At 60.7% G+C, this 21744-nt stretch carries 18 protein-coding genes; 12 read left to right on the forward strand and 6 right to left on the reverse strand.

The features are described 5' to 3' along the window. Positions 1-9: 9 nt before the first annotated feature. The 3 genes from BFQ04_RS24315 to BFQ04_RS24325 all read right to left on the reverse strand — a co-directional run bounded on the left by BFQ04_RS24315 (position 10) and on the right by BFQ04_RS24325 (position 2503). Positions 10-846, reverse strand: coding sequence for a 5'-nucleotidase, lipoprotein e(P4) family (locus tag BFQ04_RS24315; protein ID WP_065952974.1), 837 nt, complete (start codon positions 844-846; stop codon positions 10-12). 268 nt (positions 847-1114) lie between these two features. Next, positions 1115-1357, reverse strand: coding sequence for a hypothetical protein (locus BFQ04_RS24320; protein ID WP_083218063.1), 243 nt, complete (start codon positions 1355-1357; stop codon positions 1115-1117). A 69-nt stretch (positions 1358-1426) separates the two neighbouring features. Continuing rightward, positions 1427-2503, reverse strand: coding sequence for an aldo/keto reductase (locus BFQ04_RS24325; protein WP_065887222.1), 1077 nt, complete (start codon positions 2501-2503; stop codon positions 1427-1429). Between the two features lie 410 nt (positions 2504-2913). On the opposite strand from BFQ04_RS24325, the gene BFQ04_RS24330 reads away from it, so the two are divergent. The 8 genes from BFQ04_RS24330 to BFQ04_RS24365 all read left to right on the forward strand — a co-directional run bounded on the left by BFQ04_RS24330 (position 2914) and on the right by BFQ04_RS24365 (position 10218). Next, positions 2914-3885: a cysteine synthase family protein gene (locus BFQ04_RS24330; RefSeq protein WP_065952975.1), complete on the forward strand. Its 972-nt coding sequence runs from the start codon at positions 2914-2916 to the stop codon at positions 3883-3885. Then, positions 3863-4423, forward strand: coding sequence for a phosphoribosyltransferase family protein (locus BFQ04_RS24335; protein ID WP_065952976.1), 561 nt, complete (start codon positions 3863-3865; stop codon positions 4421-4423). The genes BFQ04_RS24330 and BFQ04_RS24335 overlap by 23 nt, the downstream gene beginning before the upstream one ends. Positions 4424-4451: 28 nt before the next feature. Further along, the gene (locus tag BFQ04_RS24340) at positions 4452-5369 is read left to right on the forward strand and encodes an EamA family transporter (protein ID WP_256544617.1); all 918 of its coding nucleotides are present in this window, start codon (positions 4452-4454) and stop codon (positions 5367-5369) included. After that, positions 5366-6613 (forward strand): ATP-grasp domain-containing protein, encoded by a 1248-nt coding sequence (locus tag BFQ04_RS24345; protein WP_065952977.1) that lies wholly within the window; start codon positions 5366-5368, stop codon positions 6611-6613. The genes BFQ04_RS24340 and BFQ04_RS24345 overlap by 4 nt, the downstream gene beginning before the upstream one ends. A 142-nt stretch (positions 6614-6755) precedes the next feature. Then, positions 6756-7385 (forward strand): glutathione S-transferase family protein, encoded by a 630-nt coding sequence (locus BFQ04_RS24350; protein ID WP_065952978.1) that lies wholly within the window; start codon positions 6756-6758, stop codon positions 7383-7385. 16 nt (positions 7386-7401) lie between these two features. Continuing rightward, on the forward strand, positions 7402-8322 hold the full coding sequence (locus tag BFQ04_RS24355) for a LysR family transcriptional regulator (RefSeq protein WP_065952979.1): 921 nt from the start codon (positions 7402-7404) through the stop codon (positions 8320-8322). Continuing rightward, positions 8322-9206 carry a LysR family transcriptional regulator gene (locus BFQ04_RS24360; protein ID WP_065952980.1) on the forward strand — a complete coding sequence of 295 codons (885 nt, stop codon included), beginning with the start codon at positions 8322-8324 and terminating at the stop codon, positions 9204-9206. Before BFQ04_RS24355 ends, BFQ04_RS24360 begins: the two co-directional genes overlap by 1 nt. Before the next feature lie 79 nt (positions 9207-9285). Then, on the forward strand, positions 9286-10218 hold the full coding sequence (locus tag BFQ04_RS24365) for a pyridoxamine 5'-phosphate oxidase family protein (RefSeq protein WP_065952981.1): 933 nt from the start codon (positions 9286-9288) through the stop codon (positions 10216-10218). Positions 10219-10329: 111 nt separating this feature from the next. Here the strand turns inward: BFQ04_RS24365 and BFQ04_RS24370 are convergent, their stop codons facing one another. Then, complete coding sequence (locus BFQ04_RS24370) at positions 10330-10605, reverse strand: DUF6124 family protein (protein WP_065952982.1); 276 nt, start codon at positions 10603-10605, stop codon at positions 10330-10332. A gap of 552 nt (positions 10606-11157) precedes the next feature. Between BFQ04_RS24370 and BFQ04_RS24375 the strand changes: the two genes are divergently transcribed. Next, positions 11158-11418, forward strand: a complete 261-nt coding sequence (locus BFQ04_RS24375) for a hypothetical protein (RefSeq protein ID WP_065952983.1) — start codon at positions 11158-11160, stop codon at positions 11416-11418. Positions 11419-11425: 7 nt separating this feature from the next. On the opposite strand, the gene adeC is transcribed toward BFQ04_RS24375, so the two are convergent. Both adeC and BFQ04_RS24385 read right to left on the reverse strand, forming a co-directional pair. Next, entirely contained in the window at positions 11426-12850 is a 1425-nt protein-coding gene (adeC, locus tag BFQ04_RS24380) for an AdeC/AdeK/OprM family multidrug efflux complex outer membrane factor (protein WP_065952984.1), read from the reverse strand. Continuing rightward, complete coding sequence (locus tag BFQ04_RS24385) at positions 12850-13644, reverse strand: helix-turn-helix transcriptional regulator (protein WP_065952985.1); 795 nt, start codon at positions 13642-13644, stop codon at positions 12850-12852. Before BFQ04_RS24385 ends, adeC begins: the two co-directional genes overlap by 1 nt. Positions 13645-14132: 488 nt before the next feature. On the opposite strand from BFQ04_RS24385, the gene BFQ04_RS24390 reads away from it, so the two are divergent. The 3 genes from BFQ04_RS24390 to BFQ04_RS24400 all read left to right on the forward strand — a co-directional run bounded on the left by BFQ04_RS24390 (position 14133) and on the right by BFQ04_RS24400 (position 21708). After that, a complete protein-coding gene (locus tag BFQ04_RS24390; protein ID WP_065952986.1) occupies positions 14133-20405 on the forward strand; it encodes a non-ribosomal peptide synthetase in 6273 nt (2090 codons plus the stop codon). Positions 20406-20572: 167 nt separating this feature from the next. Further along, a complete protein-coding gene (locus tag BFQ04_RS30565) occupies positions 20573-20875 on the forward strand; it encodes a transposase (RefSeq protein ID WP_065949522.1) in 303 nt (100 codons plus the stop codon). Further along, positions 20872-21708, forward strand: a complete 837-nt coding sequence (locus BFQ04_RS24400; RefSeq protein ID WP_065949523.1) for an IS3 family transposase — start codon at positions 20872-20874, stop codon at positions 21706-21708. The genes BFQ04_RS30565 and BFQ04_RS24400 overlap by 4 nt, the downstream gene beginning before the upstream one ends. Positions 21709-21744 lie beyond the last annotated feature (36 nt).

Consider the following 21744-nt stretch of genomic DNA (forward strand, 5'->3'; position numbering starts at 1 on the left):
CGCACGCTGCTACTCCTGCAACTGCAACGCCTGCTGTTTGAGCCTGCGCTTTTGCTCGAACGCCAACTTCTCATTATCCCCATAGGGCGCGCTGTACCAGTTGCCGTAACTCGGATTGGGCAGCAGGAACCAGCGCTGCCCCAGCCAGTTCATATAGGGTTCGACCGCCTTGCGCTGGGCCGCCAGCGTGTTGTGTTCGGCCTGCACGAAGTCGCCCAGGGAATCACCGGCCATCAACAGCACCCGCGCATGGCTGGCCACCCACTGGCGACGACAGTTCTTGCCATAGCCGGCGCTTTCGCAGTGGCCGGTAGGCGTGCTGGCTGCCAGGATGTGTTCATCGCTCTCAATCGGGAACCCGCGCAGGCGCAGGTTGCGCGCCGTGGCCGCAACCTGGCTGTGTTCGCGGTTGGTGAGGTAATAGACCTTGATGCCTTTTTGCCGGGCTGCCTGCAGGAACGCCACCGAACCGGGCAGCGCCTGGGCCTTGGCCTGGTCGACCCAGGTGTTCCAGCGGTCATAGGAATAGACCTGGTTGTTTAGAATGTCGCGGGCATTGAGCGGCACATTGTCCAGCAGGGTTTCGTCGATATCGACCACTACCGCCGGCGGCAGGCCTGTGAGATCTCGCGCGGGAAAGGGCAGCGCGTCCCAGCCGGGATCGGCCAGGGCGACATCCAGTTGGCGGGTGGCGTTGGCGAAGAGCTGACGGTAGATCAGCTCGTGCTCGATGGAGGTCTGGGTCCAGAGTACGGCGTCCAGTTGGTCGTTGGCCGGTGGGGTGTGCTGGCAGCCGGTCAGGGTGATGGATAAAAGGCAAGCGCCGGCGACAATCAGGTTACGCATAGTGTGGTCTCGCAGATGAAAGCAGTTTTGGCTCAGGCGGCATTCGGAACTCATGCTATCAGGCGAATAGAACCGGTATGCCTTTAGATGTGAAGGAATATAGAGAAGCCATCATCGAGCTCATCATGGAAGGCTCCTCTGACGAGGAAGCCTAGTCGATGGCGCTTCGCCAACCGGGCTGAGCAGGCCTGACGCGTGTCTTGGGCGGTTTCATTGCCAAGGCGTCAATAGGGGGGAATTGCTGGCCACGCGGTCGGGTGGCGTGCGGCTAGACGGGTTCATCAGTCTTGCGATCAATCCAGTGAGTCTTGATGCCCTTGGCCCAGGCCACCGTGTAGAAACAGCTGAGCAGCACAATGCCCCATTGCTCGGCATTGATCGACGACCAGAACCAGAACGGCTGCCCGGCCATGCCGAACAGGCAGGCATAACGGCGCACTTTGAGGCGTTTGCTTTGGCTGAACCAGATGGCGACGACGCCGAGGGCGGCGATCATGAGCTGTGCGATCAACGCGATCTCCCTTACCAAAGGTGAGAGGGCGCAAGCCTCTCCCACCTGTTGATCTGTTGCGTGCAGGCGCTATTTGTCCTTGCGCGCATCCATGGTTTTTTGATGCTCGGCAAGGAACGGCTGTTCTGCCGGATCGAAGCGATCGATCCCCGCAGTAAAGCGATGCCAGTAAGGATACAGCGGCTGACGGCGCGTCACGGCCTCGATGCGTGAGGATTGCTCCTCGGTCAGTTTCAGCTCGGTCGCCGCAAGGTTGTCGCGCAGATGCGCTTCGGTGCGGGCGCCGACAATCAGCGAGGTGATCCCCGGGCGATCCTTGAGCCACGCCAGGCAGGTGCGCGCCACCGACACACCGTGCTCGTCGCCCACGGCGGCCAGGGTTTCGATGATATCCAGCGCCCGTTCCTGGTCATGCACGTAGGGTTCCGGCCAGCCGCTGCCCTGGCGGGTATTGGCCGGTGGCTTATGCCCGCGCCGGGTCGAGCCGGTCAGCAGGCCTTCACCCATCGGTCCCCACACCAGCGTGCCGATATTCTGGTCCAGCGCCATAGGCAGCAGCTCATACTCGGCCTCGCGGGATTCGGGGGTGTAGTAGATCTGCTGCGTGATCGGCTTGAGCATGCCGTGCAACTCGGCCTTGCCCAGGGCTTTCATCATTTGCCAGGCGGTGAAATTGCTGGTGCCGAAGTAGCGGATCTTGCCCGAGCCCACCAACAGGCGCAGCGCTTCAAGGGTTTCTTCGATGGGCGTCAGACCGTCCCAGTTGTGCAGTTGGTACAAGTCGATATGGTCGGTGCCCAGGCGCTTCAAACTGGCTTCACAGGCGCGAATCAGGTGGTAGCGCGACGAGCCGGAATTGTTCGGGTTCTCGTCCACCGGGCTGCGGCCTTTGGTCGCCAGCAGGATGTCGTTGCGCTTGTCGCCCAAGGCTTTGCCGACCACTTCCTCGGCCAGGCCATGGGAGTACAGGTCGGCGGTGTCGATCATATTCACCCCGGCGTCGAACGCGATATCGAACATGCGCCTGGCCTGAGGCACGTCCACCGCGCCGCATTTCTCGAACTCGGCACGACCGCCAAACGGCACGGTGCCCAGGATGATTTCCGAGACCAGCAGGCCGGAATGGCCCAGTTGTCGGTATTGCATGTTGCCTCCTACATTGCGTTGCACGTGAAGGTGTGAACGATGGGAGGGGCGATAGTTTGAATTTTTTTATGCAGCCTTCCTGTGCCTGCCGCGCCATTGCCTTCACAGAGGCACCTCATCCGCCAGCGCACGGGCAGAAATTCGCGCGTTTATGTGCTTGGGCGAACTCACCTGAATTGGCTGAAATAGCTTCTGTAAGTTAACGGTTTGTAAGAAAGGTCTTGTTTGTATGTATTAATCATTGAGCTGTCACGTAGTTCAGTGAGCATTGACGGAAAGTTCCTACGTATATTTCCCGAATTAATAAGTTTGCGTTTTGCCTGTTGCTACCTATCCGTTTTGCTAGCTATTATTTTTCCAAGTGATTTGCTAGCGTCTAAGACTGCCGCGAACGATACAGAGGCTTGGATATGGAGCTGAAGGATATTGGCAATACGCCGTTGGTCGAATTGGCTACGCTTTGCGCAAATGGAAACAGGGTGTTCTCTAAGTGTGAGTATTTGAATCCGTCGGGAAGTCATAAGGATCGTACGTATTTAAATATCATCAATCGATTGGAAGAGGCTGGGACCATTAGTCCGGGCATCACGCTGGTTGACAGTTCTACCGGAAACGGAGGGGCAGCATTGGCATGGATCGGTAGGTTAAAAGGATATAAAGTAAAGATATTTATGCCAGAGGGTATGACCGAGGAGCGGAAAATACAAATACGCTCTTATGGTGCGGAAATAGTAGAAACTCCAAAAGAGTTTTTCTTGCAGGGGGCAGTGCTTCGAGCGAAAGATTATGTGTTGAAAACCTCATCCAAAGATTGCTACTGTCTGGATCAGTCCAGTAGCTTGTTAAATAAAGAGGGCTGGATAGTATGTGGGAACGAGTTGGTAAAACAGTTGAGCATGCAAAATGTCGTGCCTGACTTTTTCGTATGTTCAATCGGTACGGGGGGCACGTTCTCGGGTATTGCTGAGGTGCTCAAGCAAGCGTACGTCGGAATCAAAACCATAGCGCTGGAGGTTAGCAGCTCGGCGCCTTTATTTGCACAGCGAAACAACCTGGCATTTAATCACCAACCCCACAATTTAATGGGCTTGGGGGCTGGCGTTATATCGGCTAACACGGACCCCGGTCTGATTGATGAGATCAGCGTAATTGATGGCGCCGACGCGTGGCCTCGGATGAAGCAGTTTATCGAATCTGAAAAGCTCCCCATTGGGCCTACGTGTGGAGCCAATCTTCTGATGTGTGATGAAATTGTTAAACTTTTCCAAAATAAGAACATAGTGACTTTGTTTTTTGATAGTTCTTGGAAATATGCGAGCCGTTGGGACGGCTTCTACCCTGAGTACGGTGAGGTGCGCCATGTTGCTGGAAGAGATTTATAAAAAAGCGAGGGTTGTGAGGTCTGGAAAGTCTTTGACGACGGTGAATGAATTCACTGATCAAATACCTGCTTTGCGCCCAGCAGTTCTAATGGAAGTCGCTCATAAGGTTATCAAGTTGGCCAATCTTGACGTTTCGAAGATTGTCACGGAAGAAGATAAGGGCGCTGCGCTGGCAACCACAGTCTCTTTGCTGACAGGCATTCCACTGGCCATGGCCAGGTGGTATTCCTATAGTCTAGGTGATGCCAACGAACAAGTGGTGTCTATTGACTCTGAGTATTTTAAAGGTCAATTGTATCTCAATGGTATTGAAGCGGGTGATCGGGTCATTATTGTTGACGATACACTAAGTTCCGGTGGTGCGGTGATTGCACTGGTAGATGCTGTTAAGGGGGCTGGAGCTGAAGTGGTAGACATTGTCTGTGCTGTGGAAAAAATTGGAAATGCGGGTGCCGATAATGTGAGGGATGCGACTGGATTACTCGTAAAAACCGTTATTAAAGTGGCGGTTGGCGAAGACCGGGTAACGATTGAATGAGGACAATCGACAACGCATGGGTGGCTAAATGTTAATGCAGCGGACAGGCGTAATCATCGGCTTGGTGTTTTGCTTGATTAGCGCAGCGTTCGACGTCTACGTTGCATTGATCACTCAGTCGCTCAGTACGCTGAACGTTGTCTTCTATTGTTTCATGACGTCTGCCTGTTTTTTTGGTGCCTGGGCGCTCTATCGAAACAGGCGCTCACTGGTTTCGAAACTAAGCGCTCAATGGCGATTAATCGTTATCGTCAATCTGGCGGTACTGCTCAATTGGGGTGGGTTGTTCTACGCATTGCGCTATCTGGAACCTGCGGTAGTCGGGGTTGCGTCGGTAGCCTGTGGTCCGGCGCTGACCTTGATTATTTCGTTGTTCAACAAACGTGGCGTCAAGGTCGCTCTTGCGGACGCGGTGGTTTCATGGCTCGTGCTCGTCTCGGTAGCGGTCATGTTGTTCAACTCCTTTGTGGGAGACAGCGGCCTAGTGACTACCACCGATGGCCAGCGAGTGCTTGGTATCGCCAGCGTGTTGGCGTGCGCATTGGGCACGGTCATGTACACGGTTTTTTCCAAGGAGATGTTCGCTCGTCAATGGACCGTATACGAAATTCTGGGTATCAGAAACATCGCGATGGTTGGCGTTTGTGCCGTTGCAATTCCTGCCACGGGAGGCAGTTTTATACTCGATCGTGAGTGGCTTGTGCCTATCGTGGTGCTGGTGGTGTTAGGGCATTTGCTGCCCATTTACCTGATCCAGAAAACGATCTATTACCTCACGCCTATTCACGTCTCACTGGTATTGCTGACGCTTCCTGTATTCGTCCTGTTGCTCCAGTACTTGGATGCGAGAGTTGAATTCTCCGTCGCCAGCGTCGCAGCAGTGATTGTGATTGTTTTCCTGCTGCTGGGTAGATCGCTGCATGCCTTGAAAAGGGAGGCGTTATGAGAGTGGTGATGGTCGATGGGTTTTCATCCGGGAAATTCCTGGCCAAGCAATTAAAAGATGAAGGTTGTGTACTGGTGCATGTGGCCTCATCCGACACGCTGGACAGCTACTATTACAAGGGTTTTGACTGTGCGCTCTATGAGCGGATGATCGTCAATCGCGACGTTGAAATGACCTTGGCGCAACTCGAACGTTTCAAACCGCAGTTCATTCTTGCAGGTGCAGAAACGGGTGTGCTGCTGGCTGACCAATTGAACGAGCAATTGCAACTGCCTTATCGCAATCGCTTCGATAAAACCAACGCACGGCGAAACAAGTACGAAATGATTCAATGTATAGCCCAGGCGCAACTGCCTGCGGCACGGCAGTTCATTGCTGACGGCTGGGAGCCTGTTCAACACTGGATCGATGAGCACGGACGCTTCCCTGTGGTCATCAAGCCGCTTGAAAGCGCAGGCGCCGATGGTGTGTTCATCTGTGAAGATATGTACGCCTGCAAGGCTGCTGTCGAGCGTTTGCTGGGGACGACCAACAAATTGAATATTCCCAACACGCAGGTCCTGATTCAGGAGTACCTGGCGGGGGTGGAGTATGTGGTGAATATGGTCTCCCTCAACGGGCGACAGCTTGTCACTGAAATCGTACGTTACCGAAAGCAGCGAACGCCGACCGGCGGCATTCTCTACGATATTGATGAACTGATTGGACCCGACTCGCCGGTTTATTCAATTCTTGTCGACTACACGCGAGCCGTGGTGCGGTGCCTGGGCATTCGAAACGGCCCCAGCCATGCAGAGGTCATGCTCACCGAAGACGGTCCGAAACTGGTGGAAATCGCTGCTCGCACTGACGGCATTCTTCGACCCGGGGTTTCAAAGCTGACCACTGGCTTGGGTCAGATCGATGCTGTGGTTCTATCCCTCATGCAACCTGCGGCATTTGAGCAGCGTTCAGCGGGTGAGGTGGGTTACCAGCGTCTGCAGCCTACTTACAATGTCTGCTTGATCAACCGCTCGGAAGGCTATTTCGAAAAGGACGTATTTTTGAGGGAGCTGCTCAAACTTGAATCGTTCTTCGAGGCCGTGTTTTACGTTGAGAACGGCCAGCAGATAGACGTGACTCAGGATGTTTTCAGCCAACCCGGCACGGTGTATCTGGTACACCCCGACCCTGCAGTGATCGAGGCGGATTACCGCAGAATTCGCACACTTGAATTGCAGGGCGCTTATCTGGCTGCCAGATAGCGGCGTAGAGTGTGGAGTGCGTTACTGTTTCATTTTATGAAATGCTGGATTGTAAAATCTGGCCATTCCATTGACGGTTGGCACATAAGAACATTGCGGCCATCGACACGAATACTCGGTCGAGAACGCCCCGGAGTTCGTCATGCCTGCGATCAAACTGTATGGTTTTCCCCTGTCCGGCCACTCCCACCGGGTCGAGCTGATGCTATCCCTGCTGGGCCTGCCCATGGAATTTATCCTGGTGGATCTCAAGCAAGGCGCCCATAAATCACCCGAATTCCTCGCCACCCTCAACCGCTTCGGCCAGGTGCCGGTGATCGACGACGGCGGCACGGTGCTGGCCGACTCCAACGCGATCCTGGTGTACCTCGCCAACACGTATGGCAATGGCCAGTGGCTGCCCGCTGACCCGGTGGGGCAGGCACGTGTGCAGCGTTGGCTCTCGGCGGCGGCCGGTCAATTGCATGCCGGGCCTGCCACGGCGCGCCTGGCCACGGTGTTTGGTGCCGAGGTGGACACAGCCGTTGCCATCAACCGCGCCCACGCCCTGCTGAACGTGATGGAGCAGCAACTGGGCGAGGAGAGCCGCTTTCTGGCCGGCGACCTGCCGAGCATTGCCGATATTGCCTTCTACACCTACGTGGCCCATGCGCCGGAAGGCAACGTGTCGCTGGCCGACTATCCTCAGGTGCGCGCCTGGCTCGCCAGCATTGAAGCATTGCCGGGTTTCGTCGGCATGCCGCGCACCGTGGTGGGGCTGCAATCAGAGTAATCTTCAAGGGGTGTCGATGGACCGTTTTCATGAAATGCAGGTGTTCCTTGCGGTGGCCGAAGAGGCCGGCTTTGCCGCCGCCGCGCGGCGTCTGAACACCTCGCCGCCCAGCGTGACCCGGGCGATTGCCGCCATGGAACAACGCATCGGCACCCAACTGCTGGCGCGCACCACCCGCAGCCTGCACCTGACCGAAGCTGGGCAGCGTTACCTGGAAGACTGTCGGCGGATCCTCGCCGAGCTGGACGAAGCCGAGGAAGCGGCGGCGGGCAGTTATTCGATCCCCTGCGGGCAACTGAACGTGACTGCCCCGGTGCTGTTCGGCGAGTTGTTTGTGGCGCCGGCGCTGGGGGAGTACCTCGACCGTTTTCCCCAGGTGAACATCAATGCTCTGCTGGTCGACCGCGTCGTCAATATGAGCGACGAAGGTGTCGATGTGGCCGTGCGCATCGGTCATCTGCCCGAGCCGGGGCAGCAGGCGATCGAGGTCGGTGAGGTGCGCCGGGTCGTGTGCGCGTCGCCCGCTTACCTGGCTCGGCATGGGCGACCCCAGCGGCCTGAACACTTGCGTGAAGCGAAGATCGTCGCCTCATCCGCCAGCCAACGGGTGAGTGAATGGGCCTTCGTCGACGGCGGCCTGCCGCTGACGGTGCCGATCGAACCGCGCCTGGCGGTCACGGCAAACCATGCCGCGATCAACCTGGCGCGGCTGGGGTGGGGCATGACCCGGGTGCTGTCCTATCAGGTCGCGGCGGCCGTGGCGGCCGGTGAGCTGGAGGTTATCCTGCAGGACTTCGAGCCGGCGGCGCTGCCGATCCGCGTAGTGTTCCAGAACACCGGGCGAGTGCCGGCCAAGGTCAGCACATTCGTGGATTTTCTGGCCGAGCGCCTGGGGCATGACGTGGCCCTCAAACCGATGAAAAAGCAGCGCGGTTGATGGAGCGCTATCGCGATATGCAGTTGTTCGTGACGCTGGCCGGGCAACCGAGCCTGGCGGCGGCGGCGCGCGTTGCGCACGTCTCGGGCCCGACCCTGGTGCGCGCGATTGCGCGTCTGGAAGCGCGTTTGCGGGTGAGGTTGTTGCAGCGCAGCACCCGTGGGGTCAGCCTCACCGACGCCGGCACTGCCTATATGGCCGACTGCGTGCGGTTGCTGGCGGCGGTGGAGGCGGCCGAAGCGTCGGCCAAGGGCTTGCATAGCCAGGCCCAGGGCAATCTGCGCGTATTCATGCCGTTGCTGTTCAGCCGCTATGTGATGGCGCCGGTACTGGCCGCGTACATGGAGCGTTACCCGCTGGTGCGCCTGTTCGCCCACTATCACGACTACTACCCGAACCTGCATGAGGAAGGGCTGGACGTGGCGGTGCTGGTGGGCGCGTTGCCCAATTCATCCTTGATCGCGCGACCGGTGGGGCATGTGCGGCACATCCTCTGCGCCAGTCCCGGCTACCTTGCCGCCCACGGCGAGCCGCTGCATCCCGACGGCCTCAGGCAGCACCATCTGATCGCCGATGCCGACCCGGTGCAGTGGGACTTCGCGCACTGTCAGCTCAAGGCCCGCGCACGTCTGCGCTGCGCCACGGTGCAAGGCGCGATCAATGCGGCCGTGCAGGGCGCGGGGCTGGTGCGTTGCTTGAACTATCCGGTGCACGAGCACCTGGCAAGTGGCCGGCTGCATCGCGTATTGCCAGGCTTTGAGCTGCCTGCGGTGCCGGTGCAGGTGGTCTACCGCGAAGGTCGCCATGCGCCGATGCGTGTGCGCAGTTTTGTCGATGACTGTGTAGCGGCATTGCGCGGGCACCCGGCATTTCAGCTGGCGTAATAGTGGATTGCCCGGGGTGGTCATTCTCTCGGCGTCGGGTCAGGCGCAGCATCCAGCTATCCAACGAGAGGTGACCGTCATGAACTCAATCGAGCAATCCCCCTGGCATGCCGGCGAACGGCAACTGCAGGCAAGTGCCGGCGCGGCCGAGCGCATGGCCGTGATCGGCCCCAAGGTCATACGCGATCATCTGCCCGAGCAACATCGCGATTTCTATCCCTTGCTGCCTTATCTGGTGGTGGGCGCGGTGGATGAACAGGGCACCCCGTGGGCGACGATGCTCGAAGGCGCGCCCGGTTTCGCGCACTCACCTGATCCGTACCGGTTGCACATCGACAGCCTGCCCTCCAACAGCGATCCGGCACGCGCTGGAATCACGGCCGGCGCAGCCGTCGGCGTGCTTGGCATCGACCTGAACACCCGCCGGCGCAATCGCATGAACGGTCGCATTGGCGCAGTGGATCACGAAGGCTTTGCAGTGGACGTGGTGCACAGCTTCGGCAACTGTCCCAAATACATCCAACTGCGCCCGGTCGACACGATTGCGCGCAAACCCGCTAACGTGGCCGAGCGCAGCGACAGCCTGGATGGCGCCGATCAGCACATGATCCGCAACGCCGACACCTTCTTCGTCGCCAGCTATGTCGACCTGCACGGCCAGCGCTCGGTGGACGTCTCTCATCGGGGCGGGAACACCGGGTTCGTGCGGGTGCAGGGCAACGTGCTGACCATCCCCGATTTTGCCGGCAACCTGTTCTTCAACACCCTCGGCAACCTGCAAGCCAACCCGGTGGCAGGGTTGTTGTTCATCGATTTCGAGTCGGGGGACATGCTGCAAATGGCGGGGCGTACATCGTTGATGCTCAGCGGGCCGCAGGTGGCCGAGGTCGAGGGGGCGCAACGGTTGTGGACGGTGACCGTGGAACAGGTGATCCGACGTCCCGCGGCCTTGGCACTGCGTTGGCAGTTCGCAGAGTTTTCACCCCATAGCCTGGCGATGGGAAGCTGTTAGCCAGGTGCCGTCTTGCCGGCACGGCAGATCAGATGTGGGCGCTGTCACAGCCTCGCTGAAGCTCGGCAGCTCCCACAGGGGTTGCACTGTGCTGGGGGGTGGCGTTCCGGATCAGGCCACCGGACATTCCCGGTTCAGCGCATCATCCACCAGTAACTTCGCTATTTCGATCATCTGCACCACGGCTAAAACATGCTTGCGACTGGCGCCTTCAACCTGTTCGGCGCAGTCATAGGCGCAGACGGTCGCTGACTCCAGCATTTCGCTGGCATTGCTCAAGGCGGCTTCGGTGCTGAGGCCTGGGCGGACGGAGAAGATGACATCGGGGGGTAATTGCAGGTTGTCATCCGAGGGGGATGGCGGGGGATTGGGCGTGACTTTTTTCATGGCGAAGCTCCTATGAATGAGCACCTCCATTTCGCTACCACACGAAGTAGGGAGGCGACTGTACACGGGGTGGTAGACCGGTCATAGAAACCCGGCAGGCCGAAGCCTCCCATGCACAGCCGCCACAAAGCAGCCCGCACAAAAAAACGCCCGCGAGCGTTTTGGGGTCTATGAAAGAACTGGGCTACCACACCCGTTCGCTGATTTTGCAGCGACTCGCGAAGGTTAGCGGCGAGGTTCATCGGACGCAACCCGAAAGTTGCGTAAGAGCGGTCCGACAAGCGTGATGTGTCCGCAGCCCACTGAATGCTGCCGGGCGGCGCAATACTGCGCTCGGATGAAAACGCCGGGCTTGCGGAGTTTTCCGATAGAAATCGGCTGAAGTAGAAGGATGTTGTTACCGCACGCCCACGTTGGCATCAGGAACCTTTCCTACCGGCTGGCCACGCATGAGTGCTTGTTGAACTCAATGCCCGACGGTGACGGTGGGCAAGTCATGCATCCTTGATCGCACTGCGATTTCTATCCTTTCGTTAAATGAGGCTATACACAATGGTCACGCTCAACACAGCTGACGGCGCAACTTCTCGACTGGCGGGCAAAACCCTTGATCAATTCGAGCGTTTTGGCCAGGTGCCGGCACACCATGTCATTGGCCAGGTTTTCAAGTCCAACCGGAGTGATCTGGAAACAGCCGAGCTGTTGAAGTTGCTGGGCACGTTAGTGACGACGCTTAAAACCTGGATGAACAACGACAACGCACCGCACACGCCCCCGGCTCCCGTGGCCGTAATCCCCAAACTGCTGGTCTGAAGCTGCCCTAGCGTGCAGTTGCAAGGCTTGGCGGCTGATCCCACGCGCCGCCGAGCGCGGTATACAGGTTCACTTGCGCCACCAGTTGCGCCAGGCGATCGACAATCAGCGCCTGCTGTGAATTGAACAACGCGCGCTGCGCATCGAGAAAGGTCAGGTTGCTGTCGACGCCGCTGCGGTAGCGGTGCTGGGCCAGGTCATAGTAGCGCTGGTTGGCGGCGACGAAATCCCGTTGCGCGTCCAGTTGGTCGTTGAAGGTCTGGCGCGCGGCGAGGCCGTCGGCGACTTCCTGGAAAGCGGTCTGGATGGACTTTTCGTACTGCGCCACCGTGATGTCCTTCTGCAGCCTGGCGTAATCAAGGCTGGCGCGCAGGCTGCCGGCGTTGAAGATCGGCAGATTGATTTGCGGCTGGAACGTCCAGGTGCCCGCGCCGCCCTTGAACAAACCCGAGAGTTGCGTGCTGGTGCTGCCGGCGTTGGCCGTCAGGGTGATCGACGGAAAGAACGCCGCCCTGGCCGCGCCGATATTGGCGTTGGCCGCCTGCAGCTGGTATTCGGCCTGGAGGATGTCCGGTCGCCGTTGCAGCAGGTCTGAAGGCAACCCCGCAGGCACGCGGGCGACCAGGTCGTCGGCCAGTGGGCGCGCGGGCAGGTTGGCATCCACCGGGCCGCCTACCAGCAGCGTGAGGTTGTTGAGGTCCTGGGCCACTTGGCGTTCGTAGCGGGCCACGCTGGCGCGGGTACTTTCCACCGCCGTGCGTGCCTGTACCACGTCCAGCGCCGAGGCCTTGCCGGCGGTTTTGCTGCGGCTGGTCAGTTGCCAGCTGCGATCGTTGGCCGCCAGGGTCTGCTCGGCCAGGGCCAGCAACTCCTGGTCGGCACGCCAGGTCAGGTAGGCGTTGGCGACGTTGGCCACCAGGCTCAATTGTGCGCTGCGCCGGGCTTGTTCGGTACCCAGATAAGTCAGCATCGCTTGTTCGCTGAGGCTGCGTACGCGGCCGAACAGGTCGAGTTCATAGGCACTCAAGCCCAGGGTGGCGGAGTAGTTGGAGGTGATCGCCGACTTACCGGTGCCGGTCACACCCTCCGGCAATTTCTGACGCTTGCCGGCCCCTGTGGCGGACACCGCCGGGAACAGGTCGGCGCGCTGGATGCGGTACTGCGCCTGGAATGCCTGCACATTCAGTGCGGCGACCCGCAGGTCGCGGTTGTTGACCAATGCCGCGTCGATCAACGGCGCCAGTGCCGGGTCGTGGAACAGTTGGCGCCAGTCCACGGCGTCGGGCAGCGCGCCGGCCTGCGCCTGGCGGTACACACCGTCGTGGGGATAGTGGGCCGGCACGGGCGCGTCGGGCCGCTGATACTCGGGGATCAGCGAACACCCGCCGAGCATCCAGGCTACGCCAACGGCGGCAAGGGTCCGTGTGTGCATCAGGCGCCCACCATCCATTTGGCCAGGCCGTGTCGGCCACTCACACCGAGCTTGGCGGCGGCGCGCTTGAGGTAGGTTTCAATCGAGCTGTTTTTCACACTGAGTTTTTCCGCGATCTGCGGCACGGTGCCGCCGGTCAACAGGCCCAGGCACACTTCCTGCTCGCGGGCCGAGAGGGTGATGTCGCTCAGCGCCAGGCGCTTGTAGAACTCACGCTGCAATTGCGACTGCTCCAGCCCGTTGTGCCCAGGCTCCGCCTCGGCGTGCGGCGCCTGGCGCAGGATCAGCACGTGACGCTCCATCAACGGCAGCAAGGTCTCGGACAGGCATTTGAGAAACGACAGTTCCGCCAGGGAAAACCCGCGCTCGGCAGGTGGGCGATAGAACGAAATCACACAGCGTCGATGACCCTGGCGCGAAACCAGGTTGCACTGGTGCGAGCTGCCACGCGGGTGTGCGCTGTCGGCCTTGGCTTTCATCTGGATCAGCAGCGGGTCCTGCATGCGCAGCATCTGTCGCAGCAGGGGGTGGTCGTCAAGCGAGTGCAGTGTCTGGGGCGCGGGCAGGTCTTCGTTCAGGCCCGCACTGCCCAGCAGTTGGATATCCAGCACGCTGTCACGCAGTTCATCGAGGCACCACTCGCTGAGGTCCACCAGATGAACCGGTATCCATTTATCCACCAGATGCAGCATGTTCGCGGCGAAATTCTCTTGGCCGCTGCTGGAAATAAGCGCGCCCATTTCGGCATAGAAATGTGGGCTCTGGGTATCGGTAATACTAGGGGGCAGACTCATAGCCATCTCATCCTTGATGTCGAAAACCGTCAACGGATGCCCTGGGTCTGTTCGGGGCATTCCGTACTGCGTGAACGTAACTCGGCGTTCGAGATTTCATTTAGCCATAGCGATTTGTCCTACGTATGTAGCGGAATCGAGGGACACAAGCTGCCATAAAATCCGCGTCATTAATTCGACGTTTCTCACAGTTAACTCAGCATACGAGGACGAAAGGTGAATCTTTAAATGTGATTAACCTATTGATAGTTAAAGAAAACACAAAAATTGAAAAACATTTTTCAAATTAAACGTCGGACACATATAGCCAATCTCCTACAAGGCTTTCATCGTTTCAGCAGTGAACCCTCCGCCAAGCCCGCTCTATCCGTTTGGATGTCCGGGTTTCGGGTGTCAGACGCCCTCGCTTCACCATGCTCAAATCCGGTCAATTCGTGGTAATGGGCGACCCTGCGCGGCCAGTGCCTGACCCCCATGAGAAGGATCTTATGACGCAACTTTCCAGCCCGCCGGACAGCTTTCCCCTTACCGCCGCGCAACAGGACATCTGGCTCGACCAACTGCGCGTGGGTCACTCGCCGTTGTACAACATCGGCGGTTACGTTGATCTGCCCGGCGCCATCGCACCCGAATGGATCCAGCGTGCGATCGAGCTGCTGGTGGCCCGGCACGACGCATTGCGCACCCAACTGCACAGCGGCGCCGATGGCTTGCCCCGGCAGACCTTCGCCGCCGAATGGACGGTGGACGTGGCGCAGTACGACTTCTGCGGCGTGCCCGACCCCAAGGCCGCCGCCCAGTCCTTGATGCAGGCGCAAATGGCCCGGCCCTACGCCATGAGCGGCGAGCCGTTGTATCGTTTTTTCCTGGTCAAACTCGACGACGACCATTACCGCCTTGGCACCCAGGCCCATCACCTGATCCTCGACGGCTGGGGGTTCGGCCAGATGCTGCAATCCCTTGCCCACCTGTACACCGCCGTGCAGCACGGCCGACAAGCAGACGGGTTGGCACCGTCCTATATCGACTTCATCGACAGCGACCAGCGCTACCGGCAATCGGCCCGCTACGCCCGTGATCGTGAGTATTGGCTGGACAAATACCAGGTGCTGCCCGAGCCGCTGCTCACACCACGGCACACCGCCAAGGCCGCGAGCAACACGTGCGTGCAACCCTTTCCGGTGGCGCTGCTCAACCGTATGGAACACGTGGCCAACCGTTACCAGGCTTCGGCGTTCCATGTGTTGCTGGCGGCGCTGTATGTGTATTTCACCCGTACCGGCCAGCGCAATGAATGGGTGGTGGGCCTGCCGATTCTGAACCGCTCCAACGCGCGCTTTCGCGCCACGGTCGGCTTGTTCGCCCAGGTCAGCGCAGTGCGGTTGCAGTTCAGCGAAGCCTTGAGTTTCGGTGAACTGGTGCGCGGGGTGCGCGATCAGCTCAAGCAGGACATGCGCCACCAGCGCTTCCCCCTCAGTGAGATGAACCGCGAGCTGGGCCTGCGGCGTACGGATCGCGAACAGGTGTTCGACCTGTCGGTGTCGTTCGAGCAGGACGACCACGACCTGCGCTACGGCCAGGTGCAGGCCCGTGCGGTCAAGGTGTCCAACCACCATGAGCCGCTGCCGCTGGCGATCCACTTGCGCAGCAACCGTTACCAGGACACGGCGTGCCTGCATTGCGTCTATAACGAGGCGTACTTTGAGCAGGGCGACGTAGAGGCGTTGGCACAGCGCCTCACCGGGTTGCTGGAGCAGGGCCTGGCAGACACGACGCTGACGGTGGGCGAGTTTGCGTTGCTGACGCCACAGGACCAGGCCCGGCTGCAGCAATGGAATGCCACGGCGCAACCCAACACCACACCGCAGACCCTGCATGGGCGTATCGAGGCTCAAGTGGCGCGCACGCCGCACGCCGTCGCGGCGGTGTATCAGGGACGGCAACTGACTTACGCGCAACTCAACCGTCAGGCCAATGCGCTGGCCCATCAACTGTTGGCCCACGGCCTGCAGCCGGATGACCGCGTCGCGGTGCTGGCGCGACGCGGCCTGGAGACCTTGGCCGGGTTGTTGGCGGTGCTCAAGGCCGGCGCCTGCTATGTGCCGATAGACCCGGCCCATCCCACTGAGCGCTTGAATTATCTGCTGCACGACAGCGCGCCCGTGGCGGTGCTGACCCAGCGCGACCTGTTGCATCGCCTGCCGGCCCTGGATGTGCCGGTGCTTGCGTTGGACGGGTCCAGTGACCACGGCGCCGAGAGCAATCCTCAGGTCGCGGTGATGCCGTCCCACCTTGCCTATGTGATTTACACCTCCGGTTCCACGGGCTTGCCCAAGGGCGTGATGGTCGAGCACCACAGCGTGTCCAACCTGGTGGACTGGCATTGCCAGGCCTTCGACCTGCACGCGGGCAGCCATACCGCCAGTGTCGCCGGGTTTGGTTTCGATGCGATGGCCTGGGAAGTCTGGCCGGCGCTGTGCGTCGGCGCGACCCTGCATCTACCGCCCGCCCACGACGGTGCGGAAGATATCGATGCGCTGCTCCAGTGGTGGCGCGCCCAGCCATTGGACGTGTGTTTCCTGCCCACGCCGGTGGCCGAATACGCTTTCAGCCAGCACCTGGCGCACCCCACCTTGCGCACCTTGCTGATCGGCGGCGACCGCCTGCGCGGGTTCAACCGGGCGCAAACCTTCAACGTCATCAACAACTACGGCCCGACCGAAGCCACCGTGGTCGCCACCTCCGGGCGCGTAGACGCCGGCCAGCCGTTGCACATCGGCGCGCCCATCGCCAATGCCCTTATCTACCTGCTGGACGCGCAACAACGGCCCGTGCCGATTGGCGTCGTGGGGGAGCTGTATATCGGTGGGCAGGGCGTGGCGCGGGGCTACCTGAATCGTCCCGAATTGACCGGCGAACGCTTCGTCGACGACCCCTTCAACGGCGGCCGTATGTACCGCAGCGGTGACCTGGCGCGCTGGCTTTCGGACGGCAACCTTGAATACCTGGGGCGCAATGACGACCAGGTGAAAATTCGGGGTGTGCGTATCGAGCTGGGGGAAATCGAAGCAGCCCTGGCGACGCACCCATCGATCAAGACCTGCGTGGTGGAATATCGCGAAGGGCAATTGCTGGCCTGGTTCATCGCGCATCACCCGGTGGACATCGAAACGCTTCGCGCCCATCTGCACGTCTCGCTGCCCGATTACATGCTGCCGGCGGCCTACGTTCACCTCGAGGCGTTGCCCCTGACCGCCAATGGCAAGCTCGACCGCAAGGCCTTGCCGGCGCCCACCCAGGCGGCCTTTGTCACCCGTCGCTATGAGGCGCCCCGCGAGGGCGTCGAAACCACGCTGGCGCAGATCTGGGCCGAGTTGCTGCAGGTGCAACAGGTCGGCCGGCACGACCATTTCTTCGAACTGGGCGGGCACTCGCTGCTGGCGGTGCAACTGGTGCAGCGCATGCGCGAGGCGGGCCTGCAGGCCGACGTGCAGGTGTTGTTCGGCCAGCCCACCCTGGCAGCGCTGGCGGCGGCCAGTGACGGCAGCGAAGTGGCGGTACCGGCCAATCGCATCCCGGCCGGTTGCACGCGGATTACGCCGGACATGCTTGCCCTGGCCGACCTCGACCAGCCCAGCCTGGACCGCATCGTCGCCGGCATTCCCGGTGGCGCCGGCAATGTGCAGGAGATCTACCCGCTGGCGCCGCTGCAGGAAGGCCTGCTCTATCACCACATCACCGACGAGCGCGATCCCTACCAGCAGCAGGCGATGTTCAGCTTTGCGCGCCGCGAGCAGTTGGACGCGTTTGCCCAGGCGCTGCAACAGGTGATCGACCGTCACGACATCCTGCGCACCAGCCTGGTGTGGGACGCCCTTGAACAGCCGATGCAGGTGGTGTGGCGGCACGCGCGGTTGCCGCTCGAACCGCTGCGTGAACCCGCCCGGCCGCTGGACCTGCGCCACGCGCCGCTGATGGCCCTGGACTACGCCGAAGAGCCACACCACCAGCGCTGGGTGGCCAGGCTGCGCTTTCACCATTTGGTCAACGACGCCACCTCGACCACCGTGCTGGTGGACGAAATCCGCGCCCATCTGCTCGGTCAACAGGCGCAGTTGCCGGTGCCGGTGCCGTACCGCAACGTGGTCGCGCAGACCCGTTCAGCGCAGCGGCAAGCGGCCCACGAGGCGTTTTTTCGCGAGCGCCTGGCGGACGTGGATGAACCGACCCTCGCTTTCGGCTTGCAGGAGCGCCAGGCGGATCGGGCTGAAATCGAAGAGTGCGTGCAGGCGCTCGATGCATCACTCAACCAACGCCTGCGTGCCCAGGCTCGCGCGTTTGGGGTCAGTGCCGCCAGCCTGTTTCACCTCGCGTGGGCGCAGGTGCTCAGCCGCGTGGCCGGCCGCGAAGACGTGGTGTTCGGCACGGTGTTGCTCGGTCGCCTGCAAGCGGGCGAGGGCGCCGATCGCGCCCTGGGCATGTTCATCAACACCTTGCCGCTGCGTGTGCGCCTGGCCGGGCAAAGCGTGGTGGATGCATTGACCGACACCCACCAGCAACTGAGCGCCTTGCTCGTGCATGAGCAAGCCTCGTTGGCCCTGGCCCAGCGCTGCAGCAGCGCCGCGCCGCTGTTCAACAGCTTGCTCAATTACCGTCATACCCGCGCCGAGCCGGCGTTGAACCTGGTGCCGGGTATCGCCATGCTCAGCAGCGAGGACATTCTCAGTTATCCGCTGATGCTTACGGCGGACGACATCGCCAGCGGCTTCCGGCTCAAGGCCAAGGCGCCACGCACCGTGGGGGCCGAACGCGTGCTGGGTTACCTCGACACAGCGCTCAACGGTCTGGTCGAGGCGTTGGAACAGGCGCCGGCCAGCCCGGTGCGCGATCTGCAGGTGCTGCCCTCCAGTGAATTGCAGGCGCTCCTGGTGGACTTCAACGCCACCGTCACCGCCTATCCCGAAACCCTCACCGTGCAAGCGCTGTTCGAGGCCCAGGCGCGGCAACTGCCGGATGCCGTTGCGGTGCAGGCAGGCACGCAGCAACTGACCTATCGCGAACTCAACCGACGCGCCAATCAGTTGGCCTTTCACCTGCGCGAACACGGTGTAAAGCCGGATTCGCGGGTGGCGCTGTGCGTCGAGCGCGGGCTGGACCTGGTGGTGGGTTTGCTGGGGATTCTCAAGGCCGGCGGCGCTTATGTGCCGCTGGACCCGGGCTACCCCCGCGAACGCCTGGCCTACATGCTGCAAGACAGCCAGCCGGTGGCGCTGCTGCTCCAGGCCGCCACCCGTGACTGTGTGCAGGAGGTGGCGGTGCCGGTGATCGATTTCGACCACTGCACCTGGCACCAGGCTCCGGCCGACAACCCGGTGGTGCCGGGTTTGACTGTCGACCACCTGGCCTACGTGATGTACACCTCCGGCTCCACCGGTACCCCCAAGGGCGTGATGATCGAGCATCGCGGCCTGGGCAACCTCATGCACTGGGGCTCGCGGCTGTGCCCGCCGACCGCGGGCGGTGCCTTGCTGCAACGCGCGCCGTTCAGCTTCGACGGCTCGGTGTGGGAGCTGTTCTGGCCGCTGACCCAGGGCATGCGCCTGGTGCTGGCGCGGCCCGACGGGCATCGCGAGCCGGCGTACCTGGCGCAGGTGATCCGCGAGCAGCACATCAGCGTGATCAAGTTCGTGCCGGCGATGTTGCAGCAGTTTCTTGAATTGGAAGCGTCAGCCCTGTGCACCAGCCTGACCGACGTGCTGTGCGGCGGTGGCGAGCTGACCGAGGCCCTGGCGCGCGGGGTGCAGGCGCGCTTGCCTGGCGTGCGCTTGCATAACGTGTATGGGCCCACCGAAGCCACGGTGGACAGCAGCGCGTGGACCCTGGAGCCGGGCGCGCCGGTGCCCGCGCTGCAACTGCCGATCGGCCGGGCGATCGACAATACTCGGCTGTATGTGCTGGATGAACATGACAGGCCGGTGCCGATGGGCATCAGCGGGCAGTTGCACATTGGCGGTGTCGGTGTCGCCCGTGGCTACCTGGGCCTGGCCGAGATGACTGCCGAACGCTTCATCGACAGCCCCTTCGTCGCCGGCGACCGGCTGTATCGCACCGGCGACCTGGTGCGCTACCTGCCGGACGGCAACCTGGAATTTCTCGGGCGCAATGACTTCCAGGTCAAACTGCGCGGCGTGCGCCTGGAACTGGGCGAGATCGAAGCGTGCCTGGCCGCTCATCCCGCCTTGCGGGAGGTGGCGGTGCTGATTCGCGACGAGCGCCTGGTGGCCTATTTCACCCTGCGCGAGCAGTCCCCCAGCCTGGACGCGTTGCGCGCCCATGTGCTGGAACAGTTACCTGAGTACATGGTGCCGGCTGCTTTCGTGCAACTCGAGAGCCTGCCGCTCAACCCTGCCGGCAAACTCGACCGCAAGGCCTTGCCGGAACCGGGGCTGGAGGCGGTGGTCAGCCGCGCCTATGAAGCGCCTCAGGGCGAGGTGGAACACCTGATGGCCACGATCTGGGCACAAGTGCTGAAACTGGAACGGGTAGGGCGGCACGACCACTTCTTTGAACTGGGCGGGCATTCGTTGCTGGCGGTCAACCTGGTGGCACGCTTGCGCAAGGCCGGGCTGGAGGTGGATGCACGGACGTTGTTCAGCCAGCCGACATTGGCGCAACTGGCGGCGCGCACGGTGCCGCAAGCACCGCAGGTGGAAGTTGCGCAAACCGCCATCCCCCAACTCAACCGCCGCCGCCGAATCTGAGCAGTGGAACGCGGACACTTTGGGAGGGGGCTTGCCCCCGATGATGGAGTGTCAGCAGCAGATGCATCAGCTGACCCACCGCCATCGGGGGCAAGCTGAACTGGCCTAATGATTTTGGACACTTCAATCGGGCGCTATGATAGCGCCCAAATCTGAGGTGTTTGGTTATGCGTAAATCTTATTCGAGTGAGTTCAAGCTCAAGGCTGCCAGCATGGTGTTGGATGAAGGTCAGCCGGTTACCGAGGTGTGTGCCACCCTGGATATCGGCCCCACAGCCCTGCGCCGCTGGGTCGATCAAGTGCAAAAAGAACGCTTGGGCTCGACCCCGGTAGGGGCCAAGGCGATTACTGCTGATCAACGAGAAATCCAGAGGCTCAAAGCTCTGCTCAGAGAGAAAGACCTGGATATCGAAATTCTAAAAAAGGCCAGTGCTCTCCTGCTTTTGGACGCCAAAGATCATTCACGTTGATCGATGAGCTGGACGAGCAGTACGGCGTTAAAAGGTGTTGCCAGGCGTTTGGGGTCAACCGCAGTAGCTTCTACGCCTGGCGCCAGCGCCAAGGCAGAGCAAATCCTGAGAGGGATAAGCTCAAAGCCGCGCTGGTCAGGCACCACAAGGCGTCCAGAGAGTCGGCCGGTGCACGTACGTTGTCCAAGGAGCTACAAGCCAAAGGGCATCGTATCGGGCGTTATATGGCTCGCAGTTTGATGCGCGAAGCTGGCATCGCCAGCCGTCAGCGCAGGCGCCATAAGTACAGGTCGCCGGGCGTGGAGGCCTTGGTGGCGCCGCACGTGCTCAAGCGAAAATTTGATGTGACGGCGGTTAATCAGGTGTGGTGTGGCGACGTGACATATATCAAGGTCGGCAAGCGGTGGATGTACTTCGCCGCCGTTCTGGATTTGTACGCTCGCAGGATCGTGGGCTGGTCGTTCTCGATGATTTCTGATGCCAACCTGACCTGCGAAGCGCTACGCATGGCGGTTGAGCTACGCGGCCATCCCCAGGATGTGTTGTTTCATTCTGACCAAGGTTGTCAGTACACCAGTCATAAATTCCGAAACGAGCTGCTGAAACAGGGGTTTAGGCAGAGTATGAGCCGTAAAGGCGAATGCTGGGACAACGCCCCGATGGAGCGTTTCTTTGGCAGCTTGAAATCAGAGTGGGTGCCTGAAACGGGCTACAAACTGGAACATGAGGCCCGAGCAGACGTGCAGCGCTATGTCTCGCGCTACAACATCAGCAGGCCTCATAGCTACAACGACTACCGGTCGCCGGTCGTGAAGGAAAGGTTGGCGGCGTGAACCTTAATCAGTGTCCAAGATTACTTGACCAGTTCA

Source organism: Pseudomonas sp. 37 R 15 (genome assembly GCF_900004865.1).
GTDB classification, from domain to species: Bacteria; Pseudomonadota; Gammaproteobacteria; order Pseudomonadales; family Pseudomonadaceae; genus Aquipseudomonas; species Aquipseudomonas fluorescens_AM.